Source organism: Flavobacterium buctense, from assembly GCF_014486695.1.
GTDB lineage: Bacteria > Bacteroidota > Bacteroidia > Flavobacteriales > Flavobacteriaceae > Flavobacterium > Flavobacterium buctense.
Genome location: NZ_JACTAB010000004.1, coordinates 264,585 through 290,241 on the forward strand (window position 1 = coordinate 264,585; position 25,657 = coordinate 290,241).

25 protein-coding genes are annotated in these 25,657 nt (G+C 35.0%); 10 read left to right on the forward strand and 15 right to left on the reverse strand.

The window, feature by feature from the left end; all coding sequences use genetic code 11:
* Positions 1–10: 10 nt before the first annotated feature.
* Positions 11–652 (reverse strand): protein-L-isoaspartate(D-aspartate) O-methyltransferase, encoded by a 642-nt coding sequence (locus ICG50_RS08600; RefSeq protein ID WP_187660501.1) that lies wholly within the window; start codon positions 650–652, stop codon positions 11–13.
* 98 nt (positions 653–750) lie between these two features.
* On the opposite strand from ICG50_RS08600, the gene ICG50_RS08605 reads away from it, so the two are divergent.
* From ICG50_RS08605 to ICG50_RS08640, 8 genes are all read left to right on the forward strand, one after another.
* Entirely contained in the window at positions 751–1,719 is a 969-nt protein-coding gene (locus ICG50_RS08605) for a Gfo/Idh/MocA family protein (protein WP_187660502.1), read from the forward strand.
* Between the two features lie 101 nt (positions 1,720–1,820).
* Positions 1,821–2,708: a 3-hydroxyacyl-CoA dehydrogenase family protein gene (locus ICG50_RS08610; RefSeq protein ID WP_187660503.1), complete on the forward strand. Its 888-nt coding sequence runs from the start codon at positions 1,821–1,823 to the stop codon at positions 2,706–2,708.
* A 72-nt stretch (positions 2,709–2,780) separates the two neighbouring features.
* Positions 2,781–3,998, forward strand: a complete 1,218-nt coding sequence (locus ICG50_RS08615) for a DUF1015 domain-containing protein (protein WP_187660504.1) — start codon at positions 2,781–2,783, stop codon at positions 3,996–3,998.
* A 69-nt stretch (positions 3,999–4,067) separates the two neighbouring features.
* Positions 4,068–4,490, forward strand: a complete 423-nt coding sequence (locus tag ICG50_RS08620) for a hypothetical protein (protein WP_187660505.1) — start codon at positions 4,068–4,070, stop codon at positions 4,488–4,490.
* A gap of 2 nt (positions 4,491–4,492) precedes the next feature.
* Complete coding sequence (locus tag ICG50_RS08625; RefSeq protein ID WP_187660506.1) at positions 4,493–5,152, forward strand: YggS family pyridoxal phosphate-dependent enzyme; 660 nt, start codon at positions 4,493–4,495, stop codon at positions 5,150–5,152.
* Between the two features lie 36 nt (positions 5,153–5,188).
* Entirely contained in the window at positions 5,189–6,550 is a 1,362-nt protein-coding gene (locus ICG50_RS08630; protein WP_187660507.1) for an exonuclease domain-containing protein, read from the forward strand.
* Positions 6,551–6,627: 77 nt separating this feature from the next.
* Positions 6,628–7,560 (forward strand): tRNA (adenosine(37)-N6)-dimethylallyltransferase MiaA, encoded by a 933-nt coding sequence (miaA, locus tag ICG50_RS08635; RefSeq protein ID WP_187660508.1) that lies wholly within the window; start codon positions 6,628–6,630, stop codon positions 7,558–7,560.
* Positions 7,561–7,568: 8 nt separating this feature from the next.
* Positions 7,569–8,306, forward strand: coding sequence for an acyl-[acyl-carrier-protein] thioesterase (locus ICG50_RS08640; protein ID WP_187660509.1), 738 nt, complete (start codon positions 7,569–7,571; stop codon positions 8,304–8,306).
* A gap of 138 nt (positions 8,307–8,444) precedes the next feature.
* Here the strand turns inward: ICG50_RS08640 and ICG50_RS08645 are convergent, their stop codons facing one another.
* From ICG50_RS08645 to ICG50_RS08705, 13 genes are all read right to left on the reverse strand, one after another.
* Positions 8,445–9,146: a response regulator transcription factor gene (locus ICG50_RS08645; protein WP_187660510.1), complete on the reverse strand. Its 702-nt coding sequence runs from the start codon at positions 9,144–9,146 to the stop codon at positions 8,445–8,447.
* A 9-nt stretch (positions 9,147–9,155) separates the two neighbouring features.
* Positions 9,156–10,739 carry a sensor histidine kinase gene (locus ICG50_RS08650; RefSeq protein WP_187660511.1) on the reverse strand — a complete coding sequence of 528 codons (1,584 nt, stop codon included), beginning with the start codon at positions 10,737–10,739 and terminating at the stop codon, positions 9,156–9,158.
* Between the two features lie 70 nt (positions 10,740–10,809).
* Entirely contained in the window at positions 10,810–11,394 is a 585-nt protein-coding gene (gene coaE, locus ICG50_RS08655; RefSeq protein ID WP_187660512.1) for a dephospho-CoA kinase, read from the reverse strand.
* On the reverse strand, positions 11,391–12,395 hold the full coding sequence (locus tag ICG50_RS08660) for a glycosyltransferase family 2 protein (protein WP_187660513.1): 1,005 nt from the start codon (positions 12,393–12,395) through the stop codon (positions 11,391–11,393). Before ICG50_RS08660 ends, coaE begins: the two co-directional genes overlap by 4 nt.
* A gap of 129 nt (positions 12,396–12,524) precedes the next feature.
* Positions 12,525–15,128 (reverse strand): GEVED domain-containing protein, encoded by a 2,604-nt coding sequence (locus tag ICG50_RS08665; RefSeq protein WP_187660514.1) that lies wholly within the window; start codon positions 15,126–15,128, stop codon positions 12,525–12,527.
* A 271-nt stretch (positions 15,129–15,399) separates the two neighbouring features.
* Positions 15,400–16,593: an enoyl-ACP reductase FabV gene (gene fabV, locus ICG50_RS08670; protein ID WP_187660515.1), complete on the reverse strand. Its 1,194-nt coding sequence runs from the start codon at positions 16,591–16,593 to the stop codon at positions 15,400–15,402.
* Positions 16,594–16,658: 65 nt separating this feature from the next.
* Positions 16,659–18,311, reverse strand: coding sequence for a DNA repair protein RecN (gene recN, locus ICG50_RS08675; RefSeq protein ID WP_187660516.1), 1,653 nt, complete (start codon positions 18,309–18,311; stop codon positions 16,659–16,661).
* 41 nt (positions 18,312–18,352) lie between these two features.
* A complete protein-coding gene (gene porD / locus ICG50_RS08680; protein WP_187660517.1) occupies positions 18,353–19,240 on the reverse strand; it encodes a type IX secretion system protein PorD in 888 nt (295 codons plus the stop codon).
* A gap of 80 nt (positions 19,241–19,320) precedes the next feature.
* Positions 19,321–20,529 (reverse strand): bifunctional phosphopantothenoylcysteine decarboxylase/phosphopantothenate--cysteine ligase CoaBC, encoded by a 1,209-nt coding sequence (coaBC, locus tag ICG50_RS08685; RefSeq protein ID WP_187660518.1) that lies wholly within the window; start codon positions 20,527–20,529, stop codon positions 19,321–19,323.
* 5 nt (positions 20,530–20,534) lie between these two features.
* Complete coding sequence (locus ICG50_RS08690; RefSeq protein ID WP_121313610.1) at positions 20,535–20,855, reverse strand: DNA-directed RNA polymerase subunit omega; 321 nt, start codon at positions 20,853–20,855, stop codon at positions 20,535–20,537.
* Positions 20,856–20,862: 7 nt separating this feature from the next.
* Positions 20,863–21,657: an outer membrane protein assembly factor BamD gene (locus tag ICG50_RS08695; protein ID WP_187660519.1), complete on the reverse strand. Its 795-nt coding sequence runs from the start codon at positions 21,655–21,657 to the stop codon at positions 20,863–20,865.
* A 109-nt stretch (positions 21,658–21,766) separates the two neighbouring features.
* Entirely contained in the window at positions 21,767–22,651 is an 885-nt protein-coding gene (gene dapA / locus ICG50_RS08700; RefSeq protein WP_187660520.1) for a 4-hydroxy-tetrahydrodipicolinate synthase, read from the reverse strand.
* Between the two features lies 1 nt (position 22,652).
* On the reverse strand, positions 22,653–23,171 hold the full coding sequence (locus ICG50_RS08705) for a DUF6913 domain-containing protein (protein WP_187660521.1): 519 nt from the start codon (positions 23,169–23,171) through the stop codon (positions 22,653–22,655).
* A gap of 48 nt (positions 23,172–23,219) precedes the next feature.
* Between ICG50_RS08705 and ICG50_RS08710 the strand changes: the two genes are divergently transcribed.
* Complete coding sequence (locus tag ICG50_RS08710) at positions 23,220–23,999, forward strand: 5'-nucleotidase C-terminal domain-containing protein (RefSeq protein WP_187660522.1); 780 nt, start codon at positions 23,220–23,222, stop codon at positions 23,997–23,999.
* 1 nt (position 24,000) lies between these two features.
* Positions 24,001–24,915, forward strand: coding sequence for a bifunctional metallophosphatase/5'-nucleotidase (locus ICG50_RS08715; RefSeq protein ID WP_187660523.1), 915 nt, complete (start codon positions 24,001–24,003; stop codon positions 24,913–24,915).
* Here the strand turns inward: ICG50_RS08715 and ICG50_RS08720 are convergent.
* Entirely contained in the window at positions 24,901–25,584 is a 684-nt protein-coding gene (locus ICG50_RS08720) for a hypothetical protein (protein WP_187660524.1), read from the reverse strand. The genes ICG50_RS08715 and ICG50_RS08720 overlap by 15 nt on opposite strands.
* Between the last annotated feature and the right edge of the window lie 73 nt (positions 25,585–25,657).

Sequence of the window (25,657 nt, forward strand, 5' to 3'; positions counted from 1 at the left end):
GTGGATTGGTTTAATTTTTATCTTCCAATAAAGGCACAAATCGGAATTCACCATACTCATGCTTCTCGAATTGGGTTTCGTTTTTACGTATAAGCATAGTCATTACTTGTTCACCTTCACCTAACGGAATTACTAATCTTCCGCCTATTTTAAGCTGTGCCATCAAAGGTTTTGGAATTATGGGTGCGCCGGCCGTTACAATAATACTGTCAAACGGAGCATGATTAGGCAAGCCTTTATAACCGTCTCCAAAAGATAAATGTTTCGGACGAATGCCTAATTTTGGTAACAATGCTGAAGTGATTTTAAACAACTCATTCTGTCGTTCCACCGAATAGACTTTGGCACCCAAAGCCACTAAAACCGCCGTTTGATAACCCGAACCGGTTCCGATTTCGAGCACCTTGTCATCTTTTTTAACCTTTAACAATTCGGTTTGAAATGCTACTGTATAGGGTTGGGAAATAGTTTGTCCGGCCGCAATCGGAAACGCTTTATCCTGATACGCAAAGTCTTCAAAACTCGAGTTCAAAAACAAGTGTCTGGGAATTTTACGGATGGCGTCTAAAACATTTTTATCAGTGATTCCTTTTTCTTCCAACACTTTGGCTAGTTGATTTCGAAGTCCTTGATGCTTGCTGGTATCTTTCAATGTAGGTTTAGATTTATTTTGGTAAAAATAGAAAACAAATTATCAATTATCAATTACCAATTATTAATTAATTTCTATTTTTGGTAAAATTTATCTTTATGCTCAAAGTTGGCGTTTTAGGTGCCGGTCACCTCGGAAAAATACACTTGCGATTACTACAGCAATCTGAAAAATACGAACTCGTTGGCTTTTACGATGAAAATCACGAAAACGGAGCCAAAATTGAGGCCGAATTTGGATACAAACAATTCGATACCATAGCAAAATTAATACACGCGGTAGATGTCATTGACATTGTCACACCAACACTTTCGCATTATAAATGTGCTAAAGTTTCTATTAAATCCGGCAAACATGTTTTTATAGAAAAACCAATTGCTACAACAGTTGCAGAAGCTGAGGAAATTATTGCTTTGGCCAAAGAATACAATGTCAAAGGACAAGTGGGGCACGTTGAAAGATTCAATCCGGCATTTATCGCAGTAAAAGACCAAATCGAAAACCCAATGTTTATTGAAACCCATCGTTTGGCCGAATTCAATCCGCGCGGGACTGATGTTCCGGTGGTTTTAGACTTAATGATACACGATATCGATGCCATTTTGAGTGTGGTCAAATCAAAAGTAAAAGCGGTTCATGCCAGTGGCGTTTCGGTGTTGAGTCAGTCACCGGATATTGCCAATGCTCGTATCGAATTTGAAAATGGTTGTGTGGCCAATATTACTTCGAGCCGCATTTCGATGAAAAATATGCGCAAGTCGCGTTTCTTCCAAAAAGATGCTTATATCTCTGTCGATTATTTAGACAAGGTTTGTGAAGTCGTAAAAATGAAAGAAGCACCGGAAGTTCCCGGAGATTTCGACATGATTTTGCAAAATGCAGAAGGCCAAAAGAAACAAATCTATTTTAACAATCCGGAAGTAGCGCCTAACAATGCCATTTTAGACGAATTGGAGACTTTTGCCGAGGCTATCAATACCAATGGAAAACCTGTAGTCACTTTAGAAGACGGAACAGAAGCCTTACGCGTGGCGTATATGATTATTGATTCGATGAACGAAAAATAACATTCAAAATACAAATTGAACCATTCAGAAATTAAGAAACATTTAGACTTAATGAAACTTAATTTCTTAATGGTAAAAAACAAACAAACTTAACTTTTAATATGAATACAATTGCTGTAATAGGCGCAGGAACGATGGGCAACGGAATTGCTCACACTTTTGCACAAAGCGGTTTTACCGTAAAACTAATTGATGTTTCAGAGAAATCTTTGGAAAAAGGAATGGCAACGATTGCTGCTAACCTTGACCGAATGGTTACTAAAGGAACCATTTCTGAAGAAGACAAACACAAAACCATTGGCAACATCATCACTTACACCGATATTAAAGATGGCGTGGTTGGTTGTGATTTAGTTGTGGAAGCTGCCACAGAAAACGTAGGCTTAAAACTCAATATCTTCAAACAACTAAGTGACATTTGTGACCATAATGTAATTTTAGCCACCAATACTTCTTCGATTTCTATTACACAAATCGCTGCACAAGTCGTTCATCCGGAAAGAGTCATCGGAATGCATTTTATGAATCCGGTGCCGATTATGAAATTAGTAGAAATCATTCGCGGTTACAATACGTCTGATGAAGTTACTAAAATTATCATGGATCTATCGGTGAAATTAGGCAAAACACCAACCGAAGTCAACGATTATCCGGGCTTTGTAGCCAACAGAATTTTAATGCCTATGATTAACGAAAGCATAGAAACTTTATACAATGGCGTGGCCGGCGTAAGCGAAATTGATACCGTGATGAAACTCGGAATGGCACATCCCATGGGACCATTACAACTAGCCGACTTTATCGGATTGGACGTTTGTCTTTCGATTCTAAACGTAATGTACGACGGTTTCAAAAATCCAAAATATGCTCCTTGCCCATTATTAGTCAATATGGTTATGGCCGGAAAACTAGGCGTAAAATCAGGCGAAGGTTTCTATGATTATGCTGAAAGTAAAAAAGCTGAAAAAGTTTCGAAGCAGTTTCATTAATAGTTGTCTGTTCTCAGTTGTCAATTAAAATAGTTTCTGACAACCAACAACCGACAACCGACAACAAAATAAATGAGCAAAATAATCCCTTTCAAAGCGGTTCGCCCAACACCCGATAAAGTGGCGTTGGTGACTTGCCGAAACTACGATGATTACAGTTCGGCCGAGCTCGCTGCTTGGTTGAGTTTTAATCCGTATTCATTTTTGCATGTGATTCATCCTGCTTATATGTATTCGCAGAAAATTACTTTGGACAAACGCTTTAAAGGTGTGGCTCACAAATACCAAGATTTCAAAGATGACGGTATTTTTATGGAAGAAGATAAACCTGCTTTTTTTCTCTATGAAATCAAAACCAAATCACAGTCGTTCACCGGAATAGTAGCCGGAACTTCAATCGAAGATTACAAAAATAATGTCATCAAAAAACACGAAGACACTTTACAATACCGCGTGGAATATTTTAAAGATTATTTGCACCAAACGGGTTTCAACACAGAACCGGTTTTGATTACTTATCCCGATAATGAAACGCTAAATACTTGGATAGCCGAGAAGAAAAAAAGCTCACCAATTTACAACTATTCCACCACCAATAAAGAGCAACACCAACTCTGGAAAATTGAAACCAAAGCAGAAACTGATTGGTTGACAAAACAGTTTGAAAATATTCCTGAGTTATACATAGCCGATGGACATCACCGCTCAGCTTCAGCAGAGTTATTGTATGATGAAGACAAACATTTAGGCAACGAGAACCTAAACTATTTCATGAGTTTCCTAATTGCCGAAAGCAATGTCAAAATCTATGAATACAACCGAATCATTCGTGATTTGAATGGTTTCTCCAAAGAAGATTTTCTCGAAAAACTCGCTGAAAACTTCATCATCAAAGACAAAGAACAGGAATTGTGGAAACCGCAAAGCAAGTTCGAATTTGGAATGTATCTTGATGGAAATTTCTATGCCTTATTTTACAAGCAAGAAAACAATCAACCTTCGATTTTAGAAAATTTAGACGCTCAAATTTTATATGACAAAGTCTTGCAACCGTTATTAGGCATAGAAGATTTGCGAAACGACGAACGCATCGAATACATTCCCGGAAAGCAATCCATCTCTACCATAAAAGAATTGGTAGACGAAGGCGAGTTTGAAGTGGGCTTTATGCTCTACCCTTCCGACATCTCTGAAATCAAAGCTTTGGCTGATAACAATTTGATTATGCCTCCAAAAAGTACGTATATCGAACCAAAATTCAGAAGCGGATTGATGGTATATGAGTTGTAAAAAGTTGGGAGATGGGAGTTGGAAGTTGGGAGTTTAAAATAGTTGTCATTTAGAGAAAGGAGAAATTCCATGAAGCAAGTATTGTTTTTTTTATTAGTATTTTATTCGACGGCAACTTTTGCAAAAGTTGAAACTGACACCATAAATAATTGGCAACTTTATAAAGATAATAAGCTTATTTTCAAGAGTAATGAGGTTGAAAAATCTTTTAAGACAATTGAAATAAAATCGAACGACAATTTTAAAGTATTAAAATTTAATATTTTTTATGATTTTTTTGGTGACAAAACCTCAAAAAAGATTGAATTTATCGTTGACAATAAAGTAGTAAGTGTTTTGACTAAAGAAAATGAAGCTGTAGAATCATTTGTTATTGAAAGACCAAAAATTAAAGATTTGATAAGTAATTTTAAAAACAAAACAGTCAAATTAAAATACTATGACAAAATTTATCCTAAAGGAATTATAGTTTGTCAATTAAAATTCATTTAACAATGTCAATAGCACAAAACCTTCTCGATATAAAAGCTTCTCTCCCATCACACGTGACTTTGGTAGCGGTTTCTAAAACCAAACCGGTTGCCGATTTGATGGAAGCTTACAATGCGGGCCAACGTATTTTCGGCGAAAATAAAATCCAGGAAATGACCGAAAAATGGCAGCAAATGCCAAAGGATATCGAATGGCACATGATTGGTCACGTACAATCCAACAAAGTGAAATATATGGTGCCTTATGTGAAACTAATTCACGGTGTTGATAGTTTGAAACTGCTAAAAGAAATCAACCGTCACGCCGTTCGTTGGAGAAAAAACATTAATTGTCTGTTGCAAATTCACATCGCTGAAGAAGAAACCAAATTCGGTTTAGATGAAACAGAATTAGAAGAATTACTAAATTCCGAAGAATTCAAAAGCTTCACCAATATTAAAGTCGTTGGTTTAATGGGAATGGCAACCTTCACCGAAAACCAAACCCAAATCAAACGAGAATTCGACCATTTAAAATCGATTTTCGATAAATACAATCAACTTGAAACTTCAAACTTGAAACTTGAAACCCTTTCCATGGGTATGTCCGGCGACTACCAACTAGCCATCGACTGCGGAAGCAACATAGTTCGCATTGGAAGTAGTATATTTGGAAGCCGATAAAAGCTAATCACTATTCACTAATTACTATTCAATTATTTGTACGCAATACTCGACATAGAAACTACCGGAGGTCAATTTAATGAAGAAGGCATTACGGAAATCGCCATCTACAAATTTGACGGACACGAAATCGTAGATCAGTTCATCAGCTTGGTCAATCCCGAAAAACCAATTCAGCCATTCGTGGTGAAATTAACCGGGATTAATAACGCCATGTTGCGTTCGGCACCAAAGTTTTATGAGGTTGCCAAACGTATTATTGAGATCACAGAAAATTGTATTGTTGTAGCGCACAACGCTTCTTTTGATTATAGAATTTTGCGCACAGAATTCGGTCGTTTGGGCTATGATTTTATCAAACCAACGCTTTGTACGGTTGAATTGTCCCAAAAATTGATTCCCGGACAAGCTTCTTATAGTTTGGGAAAATTGGTTCGCTCTTTGGGAATTCCGGTTACCGACAGACATCGCGCCAGCGGAGATGCATTGGCCACCGTGAAATTGTTCAAAATGATTTTGGACAAAGATGTCGAAAAAGAAATCCTAATCAGCCTAATCAAAGCCGAAATCAAAAAAGGATTATCACCAAAATTGTTGGATATCGTGGAAAGTATGCCAACAAGAACCGGTATTTACTACATTCACAATGAGAAAGGGAATCTGATTTACATTGGCAAAAGCAAAAACATTAAAAAAAGAATTAACCAACATTTCACCGGAACAACCGGCAAATGCAAAAAAATACAGCGCGAAGTTTTTGCCGTGACTTACGAAGAAACCGGCAGCGAATTAATTGCACTACTCAAGGAAAGCGAAGAAATTAAAATCAACAAACCTATTTACAATCGGGCACAACGCAAAAGCATTTTTCAATATGCCTTGTATGCGGAAAAAGATGAAAATGGGTATTTGGCCTTGAAAATCCAAAAAGCCGATGGTCGGAAAAAGGAAATTACCTCCTTTACCTCAGTACAAGAAGGAAAAAATCTTTTGCATAAAATCACGGCTGAGTATCAGTTGTGCCAAAAAATCAATGGTCTTTATGATACCAAAAATGGTTGTTTTCAATTGAAAATCAAAGAATGTAAAGGCGCTTGTTTGAACCAAGAACCAACCGAAGAATACAACGAACGCGTAGAAGAATTCATTCGCGAAATGAAGTTTGACAATAACAATATGGTCATTATCGATCGTGGCAGAAACACTAACGAACGTAGCGCAGTACTCATTGAAGGCGGCATTTACAAAGGCTATTGTTTTTTCGATTTAAACTACCAAGTCAACAACATCGAAATCCTTAAAAACCTAATCATTCCGATGCAAAACAACCGAGATACCCGAACCATTATTCAAGGTTATTTGCGAAGACATAAAGTGATTCGAATTGTAAAATTTTAATTAGGAGCTATTTCCCGCTATACGTTCCAATCTCTTCGAGGATTTCCACTGCTATCGGGGCTAAAAACATAAGTGCATTGAACTACTTAATCACAATCATAGGACCAACAGCCATCGGAAAAACTTCCCTGAGCATTGCTTTGGCCCAACATTTTATTTGTGATATTATTTCGTGCGACAGCCGACAATTTTTTAAAGAAATGCGAATTGGTACAGCGGTTCCAAACAAAGATGAACTCAATTCAGCACCACATCATTTTATTCAAAACAAATCGATTCACGAGTCCTATTCCGTAGGTGATTTTGAACAAGAAGCCATTGCCAAATTGGACGAATTATTTACTAAAAACAAGGTCCAAATCATGGTTGGCGGTTCAGGTTTGTATGTCGATGCCGTATTAAAAGGTTTTGATGATTTTCCGGATATTGATGAATCTATTCGAATTCAAATTAATACTGATTTTGAGAGATTTGGAATTGATTATCTCCAACAAAAGTTAAAAGAATTAGACCTTATTTATTTCCAAAAACTAACTACTGAAAATCCGCAAACACTTCAAAATCCGCAACGAATGAAACGCTTTGTGGAAGTTTGTTTAGGCACCGGAAAACCTTATTCAAGTTTTATTGGACAAAAGAAAAACAGTCGCCACTTCACTCCTATTGTCATCGGTTTAGAAGCCCAACGCGATATTATGTACGACCGCATTAACCAACGCGTTGACATCATGATAAATGAAGGTCTTTTAGCGGAAGCCGAACAATTATATCCAAACAAACAGTTGAATGCATTACAAACTGTTGGTTACCGAGAACTCTTCGATTACTTTGACGGAAAAACTACGTTGGAATTTGCCATAGAAGAAATCAAGAAAAACACGCGCCGATTTGCCAAACGCCAAATCACTTGGTTCAAGCGAACCGAAAACACGATGTGGTTTGATTACAAAACAGATATAGCAAACATTATTGAGTGTATTGAAAACCAATTCACAAGTAATAATTCATAATTTTTTATATGCCAATTGCGCCAAACTTTACCTCAAAACTGCAACAAGATTGGGAAATCACTTTCTTACAATGCTATCCGAACGGCTATTTGAAATATACTGAATTGTGCAATATTTTGCAATTGACCGCTGCTTTGCATGCAGAATTAGGCGGAATCAGTTTTAGTGATATGCAAGTACATCATCAGGCTTGGGTTTTGAGTCGGATGCGTGTTGAAATCAAACGTTTGCCTAAATGGAAAGAAACAATAACCGTAAAAACTTGGATTAATTCGTTGGAGAATTCGCGCTCTATTCGTTGTTTGGAACTGTATATCGGTGACGAGAAGATTATAGGTTGTGAAACTTTTTGGGCGGTATTCAACACCCAAACGCGTCGTCCTGAGAATTTAGCTTTGCCACACGAACATTTTGAAAAGTTTCCTGAGAGAGCGACTTTACATCCTTTTAGCAAAATAGATATTCAACACGAAATGCAAAACGTTGGAACGCACATAGTAAAACTTTCTGATTTGGACATTGTCAACCATGCCAACAGTGTGAAATATTTAGAATGGTGTTTGGATTGCGTTGATATAGCGGTGATTCAAAATCAGAAGATTGACAGTTTTGAAATGAATTATCTCAAAGAAGTCTCGCTCAACGATACGGTTGAAATCAAACAGAAAGCCTTGGATAAGGATATTGTTTTTGCCATTGAGCGTGAGGAAAAGACTTGTTTTGCTTTGCAATTAAGTTTAAAATAGCAATTGGCTCTAGCCCGGATTGAAGCGGCATCCTTTTGTATTTGTTAGGTTTATAAAACCTGACAAATACAAAAGATATAGTGGAAAGCCGGAAACAGCTCCTAAAAAAAATCCCCGCCAAATTGACGAGGATTAGTATTATTTCTTAATGACCAATCGGAAACCTTCACCGTGGATGTTTAGAATTTCTACGTTTGGATCTTCTTTTAAGTACTTACGCAATTTGGCGATGTAAACGTCCATACTTCTTGAGGTGAAGTAGTTGTCTTCTCTCCATATTTTGGTTAGCGCCAACTCTCTTGGCATCAAATCGTTTTCATAAATCGCCATCATTTTCAACAAATCAGACTCTTTTGGTGACAATTTGATTGGTTCGTCATTACCAAATTTTAAATAACGTAGCTTAGAGTTTAAAAGAAACTTCCCGATTTGGAATTCAAATTTGGCCGGTTCATTCTTAGTTTCAGCCGATTTTCTTTGGATAATGGCTTTTATTTTCATCAATAAAACATCCGAATCGAAAGGTTTGTTTAGATAATCATCTGCCCCAACTTTGTATCCTTTCATCACGTCTTCTTTCATTGATTTTGCCGTTAAGAAAATTAATGGCACGTCTTTGTTCTTTTCTCTGATTTCTTTGGCTAAGGTGTAACCGTCTTTATAGGGCATCATGACATCCAAAATACACAAATCGTAATTGTCTTTTTTGAATTTTTCAAAACCCTCCATACCGTTTTTGGCTAAAGTAACATCGAAATCGTTTAGTGTGAGATATTCTCTCAATACGATTCCGAAGTTTTGATCATCCTCAACTAAAAGTATTTTTTTATTTGCTTCCATAGTATTTTTTTAATTTATGAGTGGGACTTTAATTATAAATGTGCTTCCTTTTCCTTTTTCACTTTCTACAAAAATTTGACAATTGTGATCGTCTAAAATTCGTTTAACATAGGCCAACCCTAATCCGTGGCCTTTAACGTTGTGCAAATCACCGGTATGTTCGCGGTAAAACTTTTCAAATATTCTTTTTTGAGCTACTTTGCTCATTCCGGCACCTTGGTCTTTTATTTTTACAATTACGAACTCCTTAACATTCTCGGTATATATATCTATAACGGGATTTTCAGGAGAATATTTTATAGCATTGTCTAAAATGTTTACAAAAACGTTTGTAAAATGAACATCGTTTAATAAAACAGATGTTCTAGTGGCATCAAAGTGTGTTGTTATTGATCCGTCACGGTCATCAATGATTAAATTCACATGGTCAATAGCATCTTCTAAAATGCTGTGGATATCATTTGATTCTTTATTGATTTCCAGTTCTCTTTTCTCCAATTTTGAAATGCGCAACACATTCTCTACTTGAGCATGCATTCTTTTATTTTCATCTCTTATCATTTGAAGATAGCGGTAAATCTTTTCTTTATCATCAATCACTTTTGGATTTTTAATGGCATCCAGGGCCAAATTAATAGTGGCGATTGGCGTTTTAAATTCGTGAGTCATGTTGTTAATGAAATCGGTTTTAATTTCAGAAATCTGACGTTGCTTGATTAATTGGTTTAGAGCACTTGAATAGGCAACAATAATAATCAAGGTAAAAATTATCGACAGTATAGAAATCCCTATTAATTCAGAAAATAAGAATTTCTTTTTCTGAGGAAATGTGATTAACAATTGGTATTTATTATTCCCGTCATTATCAATAAAAATCGGAATCGAATAAGTAGATGTTTTCTCGTATTTGAAGCGTTCTGATTTTATTTTTGTGGCCAAACCATTGCTGTAAATATTGTATTCAAAAGGCGTTTTTACACCATATTGATTTAACTCATCAGCCAATAATTTTTGCATCATTTCATTTGAAACTCTTTCTTGTATTGGTTTTAATGCTGCAATATCTTTGTAAAACATTTCAAACTGAGCATTATCTAACGACTCTGTTCTACCTTCTTTTTGGATTTTTATATCGGGTGTTGGCGATTGCTTGATGGATGATTTATCGATATCATCGCTATAAATCTCTGTTGTTCTTTTAGAGGTAAAACTTTTAATTTCTCTAATGCTATCCATTTTTTTATCAAAGAACGAGGATGGAATGCCGTAATCTTCAGAAATAATACTGTTTGAATAGACAATAGTTTGGTTGGTTCTTGAATCTCTTTGATAGTAACCAAACTCTAAAAAATCACTTTTATCCGGAACTTTTCCGGTACTGTCAATTACATTATTGTATTTTTCAAAATAGGTGTATTTCTCTTTCTTTTGCAATTTGTCGGCAACATTTCCGAGAACTTGCTTTACATGAAACTTAAACTGCTCTTCATTGTTTTCGAATGATTTGTTAAACCAGTACACTTGAACAAGTATTATACCAATAAGGGATAAACTCATTAAGATAACCAGTAAGCGAAAAAACAATTTATTCATTGAACAAATTTAACATTTTAACATTTATACAATAAATACATTAACCAAACATTAACATCTAAAAGTAATTTTATTGATTTTTTAATATTTTAAGAATATTATCCACTTGATTTTTAGTGTCATCCATGGTAATATTATGAATTACATAATCACTATTCTCTATTTTTTTTTCATCCGGCCATTGATTTTTCATTCGGTCTAAAACACTTTTTTGATTGGTTTTATCTCTTTGAATAACACGCTCTAAGCGAATCTCTAAAGGGGCTGTAACCGTAATAATACTATCACAATATTTATCACCGCCACTTTCGAATAAAATAGCGGCTTCTTTGACAACAAATGGAACATTAACCTGATTTTTAACCCAATTATCGAAGTTTTGTTTAACGATTGGATGAATAATTGCATTGAGTTTTTGCAGTTGTTTAGGATTGTTAAAAACCAATTTAGCCAGTTGTTCTCTGTTGATTTTATTATTATTTATCACAGTGTTACCAAAAGCATTTTGAACTAATTTAACAACCTCATGCGTGTCCATAATTTTTTTGGCCTCTTCATCAGCTATATATACCGGAATGCCGAGGGACTTCATATAATTGGCCACCATGGTTTTTCCGCTACCTATTCCGCCTGTTAATCCGATAATCTTTGTCATGATTTTATTTTAAAAAACAATTCTGGAAACGCTTCTTCCGGCTTTTGTTTTTGGATTTTAATTTTGATAAAAGAGTCCAGAAAACCTTTTCCATAGCCAAAAAATTGTTTTGAAACAGCTATGACAGAAAGGAAGCCAATTTTTAAACTTTTGCTTTGAACTGCAGCAACAATAAATACCAATAAATAATAAAGTGCATAACAGAGAATTGGGAATAAAATTCCGAAAAACAGAAGTAAAACCGATAATACGAACCCTAAAATAAATAGAGTTGGAAAGAAAAAGGTCAGTTTACTGTATTCAGGATACCAACTGTCTAAAATGGGTCTGGCTTTACCGAATTTATTGACTTGGACGGAAAACTTATCCCAATCAATTCTTCGTTTGTGATAAACAAATGCTTTAGAAAACAATCTTGTATTATATCCTAGTTTCCATAATCTGATGGATAAATCAGGATCTTCACCGGGATGGATATTTCCAAAACCTTTAGAAGTTTCAAAGGCTTTTTTAGAGATACCCATATTGAAACTTCTGGGTTGAAACTTACTAATTTTTTCTGAGCCACCTCGAATACCTCCGGTAGTTAAAAAGGATGTCATAGCAAAATTAATGGCTTTTTGGATAGAGGAAAAAGAATCTAATGCAGCATCAGAACCACCGAAACAATCCACATAATTATTGGTTAGCTCTTTTTCTACTGTTGATAAATAATGGCTTGGAATTATACAATCTGAGTCAAAGATGATAAAGTAATCGCCTTTGGCCATTTTCATTCCAAAGTTTCTAGAATCACCAGGACCGCTATTTTCTTTGAAATAATAGGAAATATTTAACTTGTTTTCAAAATCTACAATCTCGTTTTTACAGGGAATTGACGATCCATCTTCAACAATTACAATCTCATAAGGTTTACTAAAATCTGAAATCAATAAACTGTCTAAAAGTTCTTTAATTTCATCTGGTCTGTTATAAACTGGAATTATAATTGAAAAATACATGGCCTAAATTTTTACTTTGTACAATTCGTTTCGTCTTAAGGACGAGACTCGGGTAACAAAGATAAGTTTTATACAAAAGAAAAACCACCTAAAAATAGGTGGTTTTAATTATAATCTAAAATGCGAAAACTATTCTTTAATTACTCGGATAGTTTTTGATTGATTTTCGGCAGTAACAACTTTAACTAAGTAAGCACCACTTGGTAAACCTGTCATATCAACTTGTCCTAAATTAGCACCAATTGTATTTGTGCTCATTTTTTGACCCAACAAATTGTATACTTCTACACTAGAAATTTCTTGGCTGTAAGATAAGTTCAAAATGTTTTTAACCGGGTTTGGATAGTAAGTAAAGCTACTTGAATCAAAATCTTCATTTGACAACAATTGATTTCTTGAAACTCTTAAACAGAAAGAACCAACTTCATCTTCACTATAACCTGATACTCTAACGTAATAAGTTTGACCTGCAACAACAGTAGCATCTGTGATTAATGAATTCCAAGAGAATCCGTTTGGTTGAACAACTATTCCACCGTCATTGTCACAAGCAACTTCAGTTAAAGCACCACAAGTACCTGAATATAGGGCTATTTCTGTATCTTGTAAAGTTCCACCTAAGAAGTCAGTAGAAACATCCACAGTAGCAGCATCTGCAGGAGCTACAAAGGAATACCATACATCATTTTCACCATAAGCAAAACAAAAAGGAACTTCAACTCCTGAATTTGTTGCCCCTAAATTTGTTCCGTTAGTGTTTGTACCATTACAGAAAGTATCATCTACCACTAATGCAATCGCAGCAGCACACTCATCATTGGCAGGAGCCGGAGGAGGAGTTACTGTCAATACACCACTTCCGAATGTTGCGCCATCCCAGAAGTTACCATTATTTGGTGAATTGGCATTAATTCCACCATATACATAAGCACCATTATCTAAATTAAATCTTGTGGCATAATAATAGGTTCCAGGTGCTAAAGCAGCACCGATAGTAGCTTGGTATTCGTCATTATTTCCAATGCTACCAGCATTATGAGTTGCAACAACCCAATCAGTCCAAGTATTAGGGTTTGTATTTGTAGTACTGTATCCAACCCACGCATTGATTCCCGGAGCTTGTCCATCAATATTTGGAGCTACATCGGTTAATCCGCCTTCATAAACTTGTCCGTAAACAATAACCGTACCACCTTGTGGGATTGTTGCCGTTGGAGGCCATTGTAGGCTTACATAGTCAGGCAAAGCAGGTGAAGGAATGCCACAAATTATAGAACGCGTTCTGTTATTAGTACTAGTTCCACAATTATTATCAACGTGGGAATAAAATCTAATTTGACCAGTAACAGTTGATACCCAAGTTAAAGGCGATGTACCAAAAGCTGCTGCTGTTGTACCACCATCTGTACTGATAGTAACTAAATCATTTACACCTTCAATTACACTTTTAAATATGTAAGTTTGACCTAAAGTTACATTAACCAAAGAATATTCTCCTGCGTAACCATTTACTGTAATAATATTTTCGATGATTCCATTACAAGTTTCTGGAGTGTAACCGTCTGTACCACCAGGCCACTGACCTGAAGGTGAATTTAGACAATATCCTGGAGGAGAAATCGTAGTAAAACTCCACTCAGCACATCCAATTGCTGAACCTCCAGCATTTTTAGGAACAATTTTCCAGTAAAATGTTGCATTAAATCCAGTAATGTTGATTGGAGTTGTAAGGGTTAGGTAATTACCAACAAATATAGTTGCATTTCCGGCTGTTAAACCATAAAACAAATCATATGATGCCGGAGCATCTCCCGTAGTTGGAGCGGTCCATGTAAAGGTAACTGTTCCGGGAACAACATCAGTAGCACCATTGATTGGGGCAACATTTCCGGCACAACTTGGAGCTTGCGTAGTATTAAAAGTAAATGGTCCAGCCCAAGTACTGAAACTTGTACCAAGAACGCATTCATCTCTAACATAAAATTCATAGGCTGTTTGAGGGTTCAATAGAGTAGCTGAATAAGTATTTCCAGTTACATTAATTCCTGTATTATCTGCTGATCCAGGAACTCCTGTGCCCGGAGCTTGAATAACCACTTCAGCATTAGCCGCACCACCTGATGTCCAAGTTAAATCTGCTGTAGTAGCAGAAGTAACGGTGGAAAGACCAGCAGTCGGGCTTAAACAAGCCGGAAGTGCTACAGCTAAAGTATAATCTTCAGCTTGACCAAAACCAGTGTTTACAGTATTACAAGAATCAGAATAAGCATTCCATTTTTTAACCACTCTCATTCTGGTATTTCCAGCCAAAGCATTACCAGGTACGCTTATGCTTCCCACTAATTGTATTGCATCAGTACCGTTTGAATTGGCAATAGTTCCAATATCATAAGACTCACCAGCATCTGTGAAATCATTATTTTGATTCCAATCAATATAAACTCGTAGATATGTTATAAAATTACCATCCGTATTACCTTTCAAAGTAATTGGATAAGTACTTCCAGAGAACACATTTCCAGTTATGGCAGTGTAATCTTCATGTGCAATAATGGTTGTTCCATTGTTTGGACCCACTTGAGCAGAACTTGCATTATTAATTCCGGCAAAATTCACTAATGTGATTGGCTCAACATTGTTTGTAAAAGTTATTGGTCCACAATAAGGTGCCGGAAACTGGGCAAATCCGGAAAAGCTGACCAATAACAGTAAGAGAAAGGTAATTTTCTTCATAGTTATTAAAGATTAAAAGTTTATGCCATAAAAATAGACAAAAAAAGAAAACCACCTAGAAGATAGGTGGTTTAAATTATAAACAATTTATAAATACTATTCATTAATAACTGTCGCTACTTTAACTTGCTCATTTGGAGTTATTATAACTAAAAAACATTACTTCTAAAATTAGACATATCAACTTGTTTTTGAGTAGCTTATTGTTCACATAAAAATAAGACAACTAAATATGTATTTTTATTATAAAAACAGGGTTAAAAGTTTGAGTTTAATTTTGTATACTAGGAATGAGTGTCATTTCATTAGCTTCTGCCATGTAATCAACTCCTTGAAAACCAAATCCAAATAAGTTTAAAAAATCTTGTTTGTATCCTGCTAAATCTCCTATTTCTGTTAGGTTTTCCGTAGTGGCTATCTCCCATAAAGTTTTAATTTGGGCCTGAATATCTTCTCTCATTTCCCAATCGTCAATCCTGATTCTGCCTTTATCATCGGTTGGCACTGTTGAACCGGTGTAAAGTCTTTCTGAAAACAATCGTTGAATCTGTTCTATACAGCCTTCATGCACCCCTTCAGCTTTCATAATTTTATACAACAAAGAAATGTATAATGGAATTACAGGGATGGCCGAACTTGCTTGGGTAACTAATGCTTTATTAACAGAAACGTAAGCTTTACCATCTAATGATTTTAAACTATCTGTAATTTCAAAAGCAGTGGCTTCTAAATGATCTTTAGCTCTTCCGATAGTTCCTTTTCTGTAAACCGCTTCGGTTACTTCAGGACCTATGTAGGAGTATGCAATTGTGGTAACGCCTTTTGCCAAAACACCTGCATTTGAAAGAGCTTCCATCCACATTGACCAATCTTCACCACCCATAACCACCACAGTATTGTCAATATCCTCTTGATTGGCAGGTTCAATAGAAACTTGCGTTACATTACCGGTATGAAAATCTACTGTTTTATTGGTAAAGGTACTTCCAATCGGTTTTAAAGTCGAACGGTGTAAAATGCCTGTCAGTGGATGCATGCGAACCGGTGAAGCCAAACTGTAAATTATCATATCAACCTGACCTAAATCAGCTTTGATTAAGTCAATTGTTTGTTGCTTAATTTCGTTTGAGAATGCATCTCCATTAATACTTTTAGCATACAAACCCGCCTTTTGAGCTTCTTGTTCAAATGCAGCCGTATTGTACCAACCCGGGGTTGCAGTCTTGCCTTCTGAAGGTTCTTTTTCAAAGAAAACGCCAATCGTAGCAGCATTGGAACCAAAAGCACTGGTAATTCTCGAAGCCAAACCGAAACCGGTGGAAGCACCAATCACTAAAACTTTTTTAGGACCATCAATGTCACCTTTAGATTTTACATAATTGATTTGGTTTTTAACACTTTGTGCACATCCGTCAGGGTGAGCTGTTAAACAAATAAACCCGCGCATTCTTGGTTCTATAATCATATTCTTTGAAATTAAGTTGTCTGTGTTTTTAATTATTGTGATGCAAAAATAATAAATTAAAACGGTTAGTTCAGTAATGCTTTGGCATGATTAAGTGCCGAATCAGAAATATCTTTACCTGAAAGCATTTCAGCAATTTCATTAATTCGTTCCTCACTGGTTAACAATTTCAACTCAGAAACTGTATTCTCACCCAAAACTGTTTTGAAAACTTTATAATGTGTAATGCCTTTAGCGGCAATTTGCGGCAAATGGGTTATCGCAAAAACTTGCATCGCTTGACTCATTTCTCTCATGATTTCACCCATTTTATTAGCAATTTCACCTGAAACACCTGTATCTATTTCGTCAAAAATAATGGTTGGCAATTTGGAATATTGGGATAAAATAGATTTTACCGCTAACATAATTCGAGACATTTCTCCACCGGAAGCAACTTTTTTTAATAAGCCGAAATCGGTTCCTTTATTAGCGGAAAATAAAAATTGCAAACTGTCTTTTCCGTTAATATAATATGTATCAGAAGCAATGACTTCAATTTTAAATCTAACATTGGGCATGCCTAACAGATTCAAAATTTCAATTAATTTGTTGCTGAGATTTGGAATGGCTTCACTCCTACTATTACTTATTTTAGCCGCAATACTATCTAATTGAACTTCAAATTCTTTAATGCCATTTTCAAGCTTACTGATATCTTCTTCTAAAGTCACCACGGAAACCACTTTGCTTTCTAATTCGTTTTGAATATCAATCAATTCCTCTACCGTTAAAACTTGGTGCTTCTTTTGCAAACTGTAAATCAGTTGCAGTTTTTGATTGATTAATTCTAATTTTTCAGGATCATTAAAAACCAGTTCCGATTCGCGATTTAACTCTTTGACAATGTCATCAAATTCTATTAAAACCGAATTGGCACGTTCAAAAAGCGATTCGTATTCTGAGGAAAAGCTAGAGTTTTTTTGAAGAGTAGTCTTGAACTCCTTTAAATTTTTCAACAAACCAAATTGGTCTTCATTGGCCAAAGTCAAAAGCGTTGAAAGATTTTCTTTGATGAATTCAACATTATTTAATGCTTCATAAGTTTTTTCTAATTCTTCCAATTCTCCAACTTTTAAGTTAGCGGAATGCAATTCGTTGAAAAGAAATTCGTTATAATCTTTCTCTTTTAAAATGGCTGACAAACTTGTTTTTTTGGTTTCCAAAGCGGATTTAGCCGAACGATATTGTTTTAAAATAGATGAATATTCCGTTTGCAGCTCTTGGTTACCGGCAATGGCATCAATGATTTTAAATTGGTATTCTTCTTCGGATAATTCTAGGGTTTGGTGTTGCGAATGCACATCGATTAAGTAAAAACTTAAGTCCTGTAATTGCTGTAAATTCACCGGACTGTCATTGACAAAAGCACGTGATTTACCGGAAGGCAGAATTTCTCTTCGGATAATCGTTTCTTCCTCATACTCTAAATCATTGGCTTCGAAGAAAGATTGCAAATCATATTTTCCAATGGCAAAATTAGCCTCAACGATACATTTTTCCTCTTTGTTTTTAAGCGAAGTTAAATCAGCTCTTTTTCCAAGTACTAATCCTAAAGCACCGAGAAGTATCGATTTTCCTGCTCCGGTTTCTCCGGTAATAATTGAAAAACCATTAGAAAAATCAATATTTAATTTTTCAATTAAGGCAAAATTTTCAATCGAAAGTGAAGTAATCATTTGCAGAAAATGTGGTAAAGTTTAAGTAGTAAAGATACTAATTATAACTTGATGGTTGCCCATTTACTCGAATTGAGTGGCGAAATTCTGTTCAACGTTTCTATAGTTTCTGAAATTGGAACTTTGGGCCCACCGGAAAGAATAGAGACAATTTCATCTACTTTAGCATCAAAGAATACTCTGGTCAAAAAGGCATTGGAACGCACTTTATAAATACCACTCATTATTGTAATAGACTCTAAAATTTTCTCCTTTGAAGTTTTTAAATCTTTGGTCATATTGTCTAAACCTTCTCTGTGATACAGGTACATGGTTTCTCTAAAAGCATCGAAAGTTCCCGAAAGCATGTCGTTGACTAAAAAAAATCTATTTTGATTCCCATCGGATTGACTCCAGCCTTTGTATCCGCTTTGCTGGGCAACGGTTACAATTTCTTGAGCAACATCAAACCATTGTTTTCCACCATATAATGTGTAAGTATCTGCATCAAATCCAAGGATCATATAACTGTAAAAGGCCAAAACAGAAATCAAATTAGAATCAAAAGTAGCCGGATTAAAAAGTAAATTTTCAAATTCTATGTAGCGAAATCCAAAATCTTTGTCATTATAATTAAATACGGGTGAAGCATAAGAAGAATTAAAAATTGGTCTGGAAGATTCCACTTGAATAGTGGCCGTAAAAGCATTTGAATCGTAAGTATTCAAAGTGATAACCATTGAACAATTGATTTTTTCATTTTGTTTATAACTTTCTCCTGTCCAATCCGTTTTGTTGACAAACTCACTAATCGATTTCTCTAAGTTTTTAAAAATCTGATTATTCGTACTGGCAATTTTATCTGAGTTGACTTGAACCGAACAATTCAATTGTTGCGCATTGGTCATTCCAATCCAAAACAAAAAAAGAATACTGACAATTTTTTTCATGTGTAAATGTATATTATTTTTCTCTGTCACTTCAATCATGACAAGTCAAAATCATTTAAAGCGATTTTATTTCTCTGACCTTATTGATAACGAGAAATTACTTTGTTTATTATATCTTCCGCTACAGCTTCTTTGGATTTTAGAGGCATCGGTTCAATTACAAAATCTTTATCTATAAAAGTGACTTTGTTAGTGGCCGAACCAAAACCGGCACCTTTATCTTGCAGCGAATTTAAAACAATCAAATCTAAGTTTTTTTTCTGAATTTTCAACTTCGCATTGTCAATTTCATTCTCGGTTTCCAAAGCAAAGCCGATTAAGTATTGATTTTGTTTGATTTGTCCCAATGAAGCTAAAATATCTTTTGTCTTTTCCAATTCGATGCTAAAAGCGGCATCCGATTTCTTAATCTTTTGGTCGGCTACCACTTTAGGTTTATAATCGGCAACGGCTGCAGCGCAAATAGCAACATCAATATCATTGAAATATTGGTGACAGGCTTCGTACATTTCTTGAGCCGAAGTCACTCGGATTAAATTGATAGTCGTATTTTGTACATCAAAATTTGTTGGTCCGGAGATTAAAATCACTTTTGCACCAAGTTTGGCCGCACTTTTAGCAATATCAAATCCCATTTTACCCGAAGAATGATTCCCTATAAATCGAACCGGATCAATCGCTTCGTAGGTTGGACCGGCCGTAATCATGATTTTTATACCTCGCAAAGGCAATTTACTTTCTAAATCATTTTCTAAAAAAGCAACAATATTTTCGGGTTCTGCCATTCGGCCTTCGCCGGATAAACCACTGGCCAATTCACCACTTTCAGCCGGAATCATGATGTTCCCAAATTGCTTCAATAAAGTAAAACTTGAAACCGTAGATGGATGTTTATACATATCCAAATCCATTGCCGGAGCAAAGTAAACCGGACATTTAGCCGATAAATAAGTAGCAATTAAAAGATTATCGCAATTGCCATTCGCCATTTTAGAAAGCGTATTGGCTGTTGCCGGAGCAATAAGCATCAAATCGGCCCAAAGCCCTAATTCAACGTGGTTGTTCCATTGGGCATTCTCATCTTCTTCGTTGTAAAAAGTGGAATGTACCGGATTTTTGGAAAGTGTGGATAAAGTTAACGGTGTTACAAAATCCTTAGAAGCCGGTGTCATGACCACTTGGACATCAGCACCGGCTTTTATAAATAATCTAACTAATGAGGCTGTCTTATAGGCTGCGATTCCACCGGAAACGCCGAGTAAAATCTTTTTACCGCTTAAAACAGACATCTGAATTAGTCTTTTGTAGTATCTCTGTAGTAAATTTTGTCATCAAGCCATTCTTGAACAGCCAATGCGTGTGGTTTTGGTAATTTTTCGTAGTATTTTGAAACTTCGATTTGTTCTTTGTTTTCAAAGATTTCTTCAAGACTATCGTTATAGGTAGCAAACTCTTCTAATTTTTCAGTCAATTCTTTTTTGATTTCTGAATTGATTTGGTTTGCTCTTTTAGCCATTATCGTTATTGCCTCGTAAACATTGCCGGTGCGCTCTTCAATTACAGTTTTGTTGTAAGTGATTGTGTTTACCGGTGCATTCGTCTTTTTTAAATCCATGACTTTTTTATTTAGAAAATTGTTTTAAATCGGTTTCAATTCGAGCCAACATTTCGTCAGCTTCTGATTTGTATTTAGTATCTGCTTTGTGCTTTATTAAACTGCTGTAAGCCGCTTTGGCATTATTCAATCGCTCTTCCATTTTTGAAGGAACGCTATTAATGGCTAACTTGTATGCCGAATCTAATTTGTAAAATAAAGCAGCCTCTTTATATGGTGTACCAGGAAACTCAATGATAAAGTTATCAAATGCGACCATTGAAGCTTTATAATCTGAAACTGTATTGTAGATTTTAGCGTTTTCATAAGCTTTCATCTCCAACTTTTCTCTTAAAGCTTTGGCAATAGTATTGGCTTCTGTCAAATATTGAGATTCAGGATAAACATCGATAAAATTTTGCAATTTTTCTACCGCTTTATAGGTATCTATTTGATCTAAACTATAAACCGGAGATAACTTTGAAAAACATTTTGCTCCAAGAAATGAAGCTTCTTCCATCTTTTCACTTCTCGGATAACTCGAAGCAAAATTCTCAAATTGATACCCTGCTAAATAAAACTGGTTGGTTTTGTAAAGCGATTGAGAATACATGTAAAACATTTTTTCAGCAGATGGTTTTCCCTTGTATGCCGGAGCAATTTGCTCAAAAAGGCGAATGGCTTTACCATATTTATTGGCCTCATACATTTTTGTTGCCATATCAAACTTAACGGCTACATCTTCTGATTTTAGTGCATTTTGGTATTCGCTACAAGACGAAAACAATACTACAAAGGCAAATAAGGTTAAAAGTTTCTTCATTATGATGTTAAATGCTGCTGATTTTAAACACATTTTGTGACCTAAAAAGCAACTGCAAATTTAGTTATTAATTGTTTACTACAAAATATTTTTTTCCTTTTGAAAAAAATTACATTTTCGAAATTTTATTAGTGAATTCATGAAGGCGTTTAGCCAAATTTTCGTCTGTATTTACTAAAGGTAAACGAACTGTATTCTCTGATAAACCTAATGATTTAAATACTTCTTTAATTCCAGCCGGATTGCCTTGCTCAAAAATCATATCAATTGCCTCCGCTAAAAGATAGTGCAATTGGTAAGCCTCTTCCACTCTTTTATTCAATCCTAAATGCACCATTTCTGAAAATTGTTTAGGAAAACCTTCTGCAATCACAGAAATAACGCCTGATCCTCCGGCCAAAACCATTGGTAAAGTAATCATGTCATCCCCGGAAATAACCAGAAAATCTTTTGGTTTGCCTTGAATCAATTTCATGGCTTGAACAATGTCCCCTGCGGCTTCTTTAACGGCAACGATATTTTTAAAATCATTCGCCAAACGAATAATCGTTGATGGCAACATATTACTGGCTGTTCTTCCTGGTACATTATACAAAATAATTGGAAGTGGTGATGCTTCAGCAATGGCTTTAAAATGTTGGAAAATCCCTTCTTGTGTTGGTTTATTGTAATAAGGTGAGACAGAAAGTATCGCTACAAAATCTGAGAAATCTCTTGATTTTAATTCGGCCACAACTTCACTGGTGTTGTTACTTCCAACCCCTAAAACCAGAGGCAATCTTCCTTTATTGGCATCCACAATTGTCTTTATTACCAATTCCTTTTCATCCTTTGTTAAAGTAGCGGTTTCTGCGGTTGTACCTAGAACAACTAAATAATCGATTCCATTGTCTACTTGAAAGTTAACAATGGCTTTTAAAGCTTCAACATCTACTGAAAAATCTTTTTTGAAAGGGGTAACAAGGGCAACTCCGGTGCCGATTAGTGATTGCATTTTAAATTTTGTTTAGAATTTTTAAATATTTGAATAATTCGTCCATAAAGACTTTGTAATTTTCAGCATTGGTTTCTATCATAAAATGATTAAGCCTTTTGTCAATTGAGGCAAAACCTACTTTAAAATTAGCTTTAGATTGGTGAGAAACCAACAACAAAGCAACTTTCTCTGTATCATAATAATTGATCAACAAATCAAAAGGTTCGGCAATAAAATATTTCACTTCTTTTTTATCCACTGTTCCGTGCCAACTCAAATCTTTATGGCTGAATGTTGGATAATCAAAAACTTCATTCTTTTTAATTTTATTCTTAAATACCAAAACTTGAATATCACTTTCTGCAATTCCATTCTGAATTAACTCCTGAACCATTGCTTCTCTTTCGTAAAAGTAAGTTTCATCAAAAATAATCCCTACAGTTTTGATCGCATTATCCGAAGCCAAATGCTTAACATTTGATAAGCTTTTCTTAACTATTTTTTTTGTTGAAAAATCCTTTAAGTAATTTAAAAACATACTACTTTTACTTGAATTACAAAATTACTAAAATTAGCGCCAAAAGCGATGGTAAAACTAAAAAACTATAACGTTGTATTGAAACATTTTGTTTTATTATTAACATTTACAAGCCTAATTTCCTGTGCGGAAAAAAAATATACGGTTACACGTATTGAAGGCAAACAAATTGCAATCACTGCCCAAAATTCAGAACAGACTCAAATTGAAAACTTTATCAAACCTTATCGCGATAGAATTGATAAAGATTTGAGTTTGGTTTTATCCAATGCTCCGGAAACTTTGGATAAATCAGGCGAATGGCAAACTCCTATGGGAAATTTTTTGTCGGATATAACTTTTGAAAAATCAAATGTCATTTTCCAACTTAGAGAAAAGAAATCCATTGACATTTGTTTGCTGAACCATGGTGGTATCAGAACAATTATTTCAAAAGGCGATGTTACTGCGCGAAATGCCTACGAAATAATGCCTTTCGAAAACAGTGCTTTTGTAATAGGTTTAAAAGAAGAACAAATTATGGAAATGGTCAATTATATCATTACTGAGAAAAAACCGCATCCGCTCAAAGGCTTAACTTTTACCATAGACAAAGACAATCAACCTAAAAATATTTTAGTCGATGGAAAAGCATTGCATAGTAACAAAATTTATTATGTAGTGACTTCCGATTATTTGGTAAATGGTGGAGACAATATGCTTTTCTTTAAAAAAGGTGTTGAAAAATATGACTTAGATTATAAGCTTCGAAATATCATTATAGATTATTTCAAGGAAAACAAAGTTATTACAGCCAATAAAGACATCAGAATCAGTAAAGAACCTTAAGATGAAAAGAAGAGATTTTATACAAAAAACAGCGGTAAGTTCGGCTTTTTTAGGACTTGGCGGACTTTCATTGAGTAGTTTCAATACTTTAAACACAAAACATCTTACGGTTTTACATACGAATGATGTTCACAGCTATATCGATCCCTTTCCGGCGAATCATCCGAGAAATCCTAATATGGGCGGCGTTGCCCGAAGAGCAGCATTAATCGAAAGTATTCGCAAAGAAAACCCCAATGTCTTGTTGCTTGATGCCGGTGATATTTTTCAAGGAACGCCTTATTTTAATTACTACGGAGGTGAATTGGAATTCAAACTGATGAGCATGATGCAATACGATTTAGCCACCATTGGAAACCATGATTTCGACAACGGTATTGATGGATTATTTACGCAATTGCCTAATGCAGGCTTTGAATTTGTTTCTGCCAATTATGATTTTAAAAATACTATAATGAATGGTCATGTAAAACCTTATAAAATTATTGACAAAAACGGAATTAAAGTGGGTGTCTTCGGTCTTGGGATTGGATTGGACGGTTTGGTTGATAAGAAAAACTATAAAGAAACCGTTTACAATGATCCGTTAACCGTTGCTAAAGACATGTCGCGCATTTTAAAACACGAAAAGAAATGTGATTTGGTGATTTGCCTTTCCCACCTAGGTTATCAATATAAAAATGAACCTGACAAAATCTGTGACACCAAACTCGCTACTTTAACCCAAGACATTGACTTAATCATTGGTGGTCATACACATACTTTCTTAGACAAACCGACTGTTATAAAAAATGCACTAGGCAACGATGTTTTGGTCAATCAAGTGGGTTGTTATGGCATTAATTTGGGCCGAATAGATTTCTACTTTGAAGATACCAAATCGGTTACAAGTAAAGGAAAATCAATTGTTGTTTGATTTTTCAGCCAATAGTACATACTTGTAAAAGGAAAAGAAAGCCAAAGTATTAAAAGTCATGGCCAAAGGACGGAATAGCCTTTGAAACTCATTGACTAAAAAATACTTTTCAATAAAAACTGTAAACTGTAACATTACAAAAAGCAATACTGATATCAATAATACTGAGTTTTGTTTGTTATCATACATTACATAACTAGAGAGCGCAATACCGGCGAAAATTGAAATCAGGATATTTTGTAAAATCAATAAATAAAAACTGTTCTGCGGAATGTCGTTGGTCTCAATAAATAAGTAAAAGAAAATAAGCAGAAAAGGGATTGTTGCAATAATAATCGGAATAAAATCTTTTACCTTTTGCAAGGAAAAAATGAGATAAATTATTACTACTCGGTGTATGGTAAAAATAATCAAAGCATAGTAAAGACAAATTGGTGTATTGGGAATAAACAATATGTTAACGACCATTGAAAGCAATAAAACAATGACAAAAACCGGATTCTTTACAGTTGAATTTACAAGATAAATCACGACCAATAGTAGCGGAATAAGTGGTTTAAGAGAGCAAATAAATGGTGTATAGGCAAGGTATTCTGAAACTATTTCAAAAAAAGCTATAATGAAATAGCCAAAGGTCAATGACTTTAAAATGTTGTCTTTTGTAAACATGAAAATCATTTTTGGATTATTAAAATTAAGACAAAAAATAATACCAAATGATTAAATCGATAAAAAAATACGC

Excerpts from the sequence above, each read along its gene's own strand:
- porD (WP_187660517.1), bottom strand. The coding sequence starts at position 19,240 with ATGAAAAAAATTGTCAGTATTCTTTTTTTGTTTTGGATTGGAATGACC.
- recN (WP_187660516.1), bottom strand. The coding sequence starts at position 18,311 with ATGATTACTTCACTTTCGATTGAAAATTTTGCCTTAATTGAAAAATTA.
- ICG50_RS08645 (WP_187660510.1), bottom strand. The coding sequence starts at position 9,146 with ATGGAAGCAAATAAAAAAATACTTTTAGTTGAGGATGATCAAAACTTC.
- coaBC (WP_187660518.1), bottom strand. The coding sequence starts at position 20,529 with ATGTCTGTTTTAAGCGGTAAAAAGATTTTACTCGGCGTTTCCGGTGGA.
- ICG50_RS08620 (WP_187660505.1), top strand. The coding sequence starts at position 4,068 with ATGAAGCAAGTATTGTTTTTTTTATTAGTATTTTATTCGACGGCAACT.
- ICG50_RS08665 (WP_187660514.1), bottom strand. The coding sequence starts at position 15,128 with ATGAAGAAAATTACCTTTCTCTTACTGTTATTGGTCAGCTTTTCCGGA.
- dapA (WP_187660520.1), bottom strand. The coding sequence starts at position 22,651 with ATGCAATCACTAATCGGCACCGGAGTTGCCCTTGTTACCCCTTTCAAA.
- ICG50_RS08710 (WP_187660522.1), top strand. The coding sequence starts at position 23,220 with ATGGTAAAACTAAAAAACTATAACGTTGTATTGAAACATTTTGTTTTA.
- ICG50_RS08720 (WP_187660524.1), bottom strand. The coding sequence starts at position 25,584 with ATGTTTACAAAAGACAACATTTTAAAGTCATTGACCTTTGGCTATTTC.
- ICG50_RS08715 (WP_187660523.1), top strand. The coding sequence starts at position 24,001 with ATGAAAAGAAGAGATTTTATACAAAAAACAGCGGTAAGTTCGGCTTTT.
- ICG50_RS08705 (WP_187660521.1), bottom strand. The coding sequence starts at position 23,171 with ATGTTTTTAAATTACTTAAAGGATTTTTCAACAAAAAAAATAGTTAAG.
- ICG50_RS08660 (WP_187660513.1), bottom strand. The coding sequence starts at position 12,395 with ATGTATTTTTCAATTATAATTCCAGTTTATAACAGACCAGATGAAATT.
- ICG50_RS08695 (WP_187660519.1), bottom strand. The coding sequence starts at position 21,657 with ATGAAGAAACTTTTAACCTTATTTGCCTTTGTAGTATTGTTTTCGTCT.
- ICG50_RS08690 (WP_121313610.1), bottom strand. The coding sequence starts at position 20,855 with ATGGATTTAAAAAAGACGAATGCACCGGTAAACACAATCACTTACAAC.
- fabV (WP_187660515.1), bottom strand. The coding sequence starts at position 16,593 with ATGATTATAGAACCAAGAATGCGCGGGTTTATTTGTTTAACAGCTCAC.
- ICG50_RS08625 (WP_187660506.1), top strand. The coding sequence starts at position 4,493 with ATGTCAATAGCACAAAACCTTCTCGATATAAAAGCTTCTCTCCCATCA.
- ICG50_RS08610 (WP_187660503.1), top strand. The coding sequence starts at position 1,821 with ATGAATACAATTGCTGTAATAGGCGCAGGAACGATGGGCAACGGAATT.
- ICG50_RS08615 (WP_187660504.1), top strand. The coding sequence starts at position 2,781 with ATGAGCAAAATAATCCCTTTCAAAGCGGTTCGCCCAACACCCGATAAA.
- ICG50_RS08605 (WP_187660502.1), top strand. The coding sequence starts at position 751 with ATGCTCAAAGTTGGCGTTTTAGGTGCCGGTCACCTCGGAAAAATACAC.
- ICG50_RS08640 (WP_187660509.1), top strand. The coding sequence starts at position 7,569 with ATGCCAATTGCGCCAAACTTTACCTCAAAACTGCAACAAGATTGGGAA.
- ICG50_RS08650 (WP_187660511.1), bottom strand. The coding sequence starts at position 10,739 with ATGAATAAATTGTTTTTTCGCTTACTGGTTATCTTAATGAGTTTATCC.
- coaE (WP_187660512.1), bottom strand. The coding sequence starts at position 11,394 with ATGACAAAGATTATCGGATTAACAGGCGGAATAGGTAGCGGAAAAACC.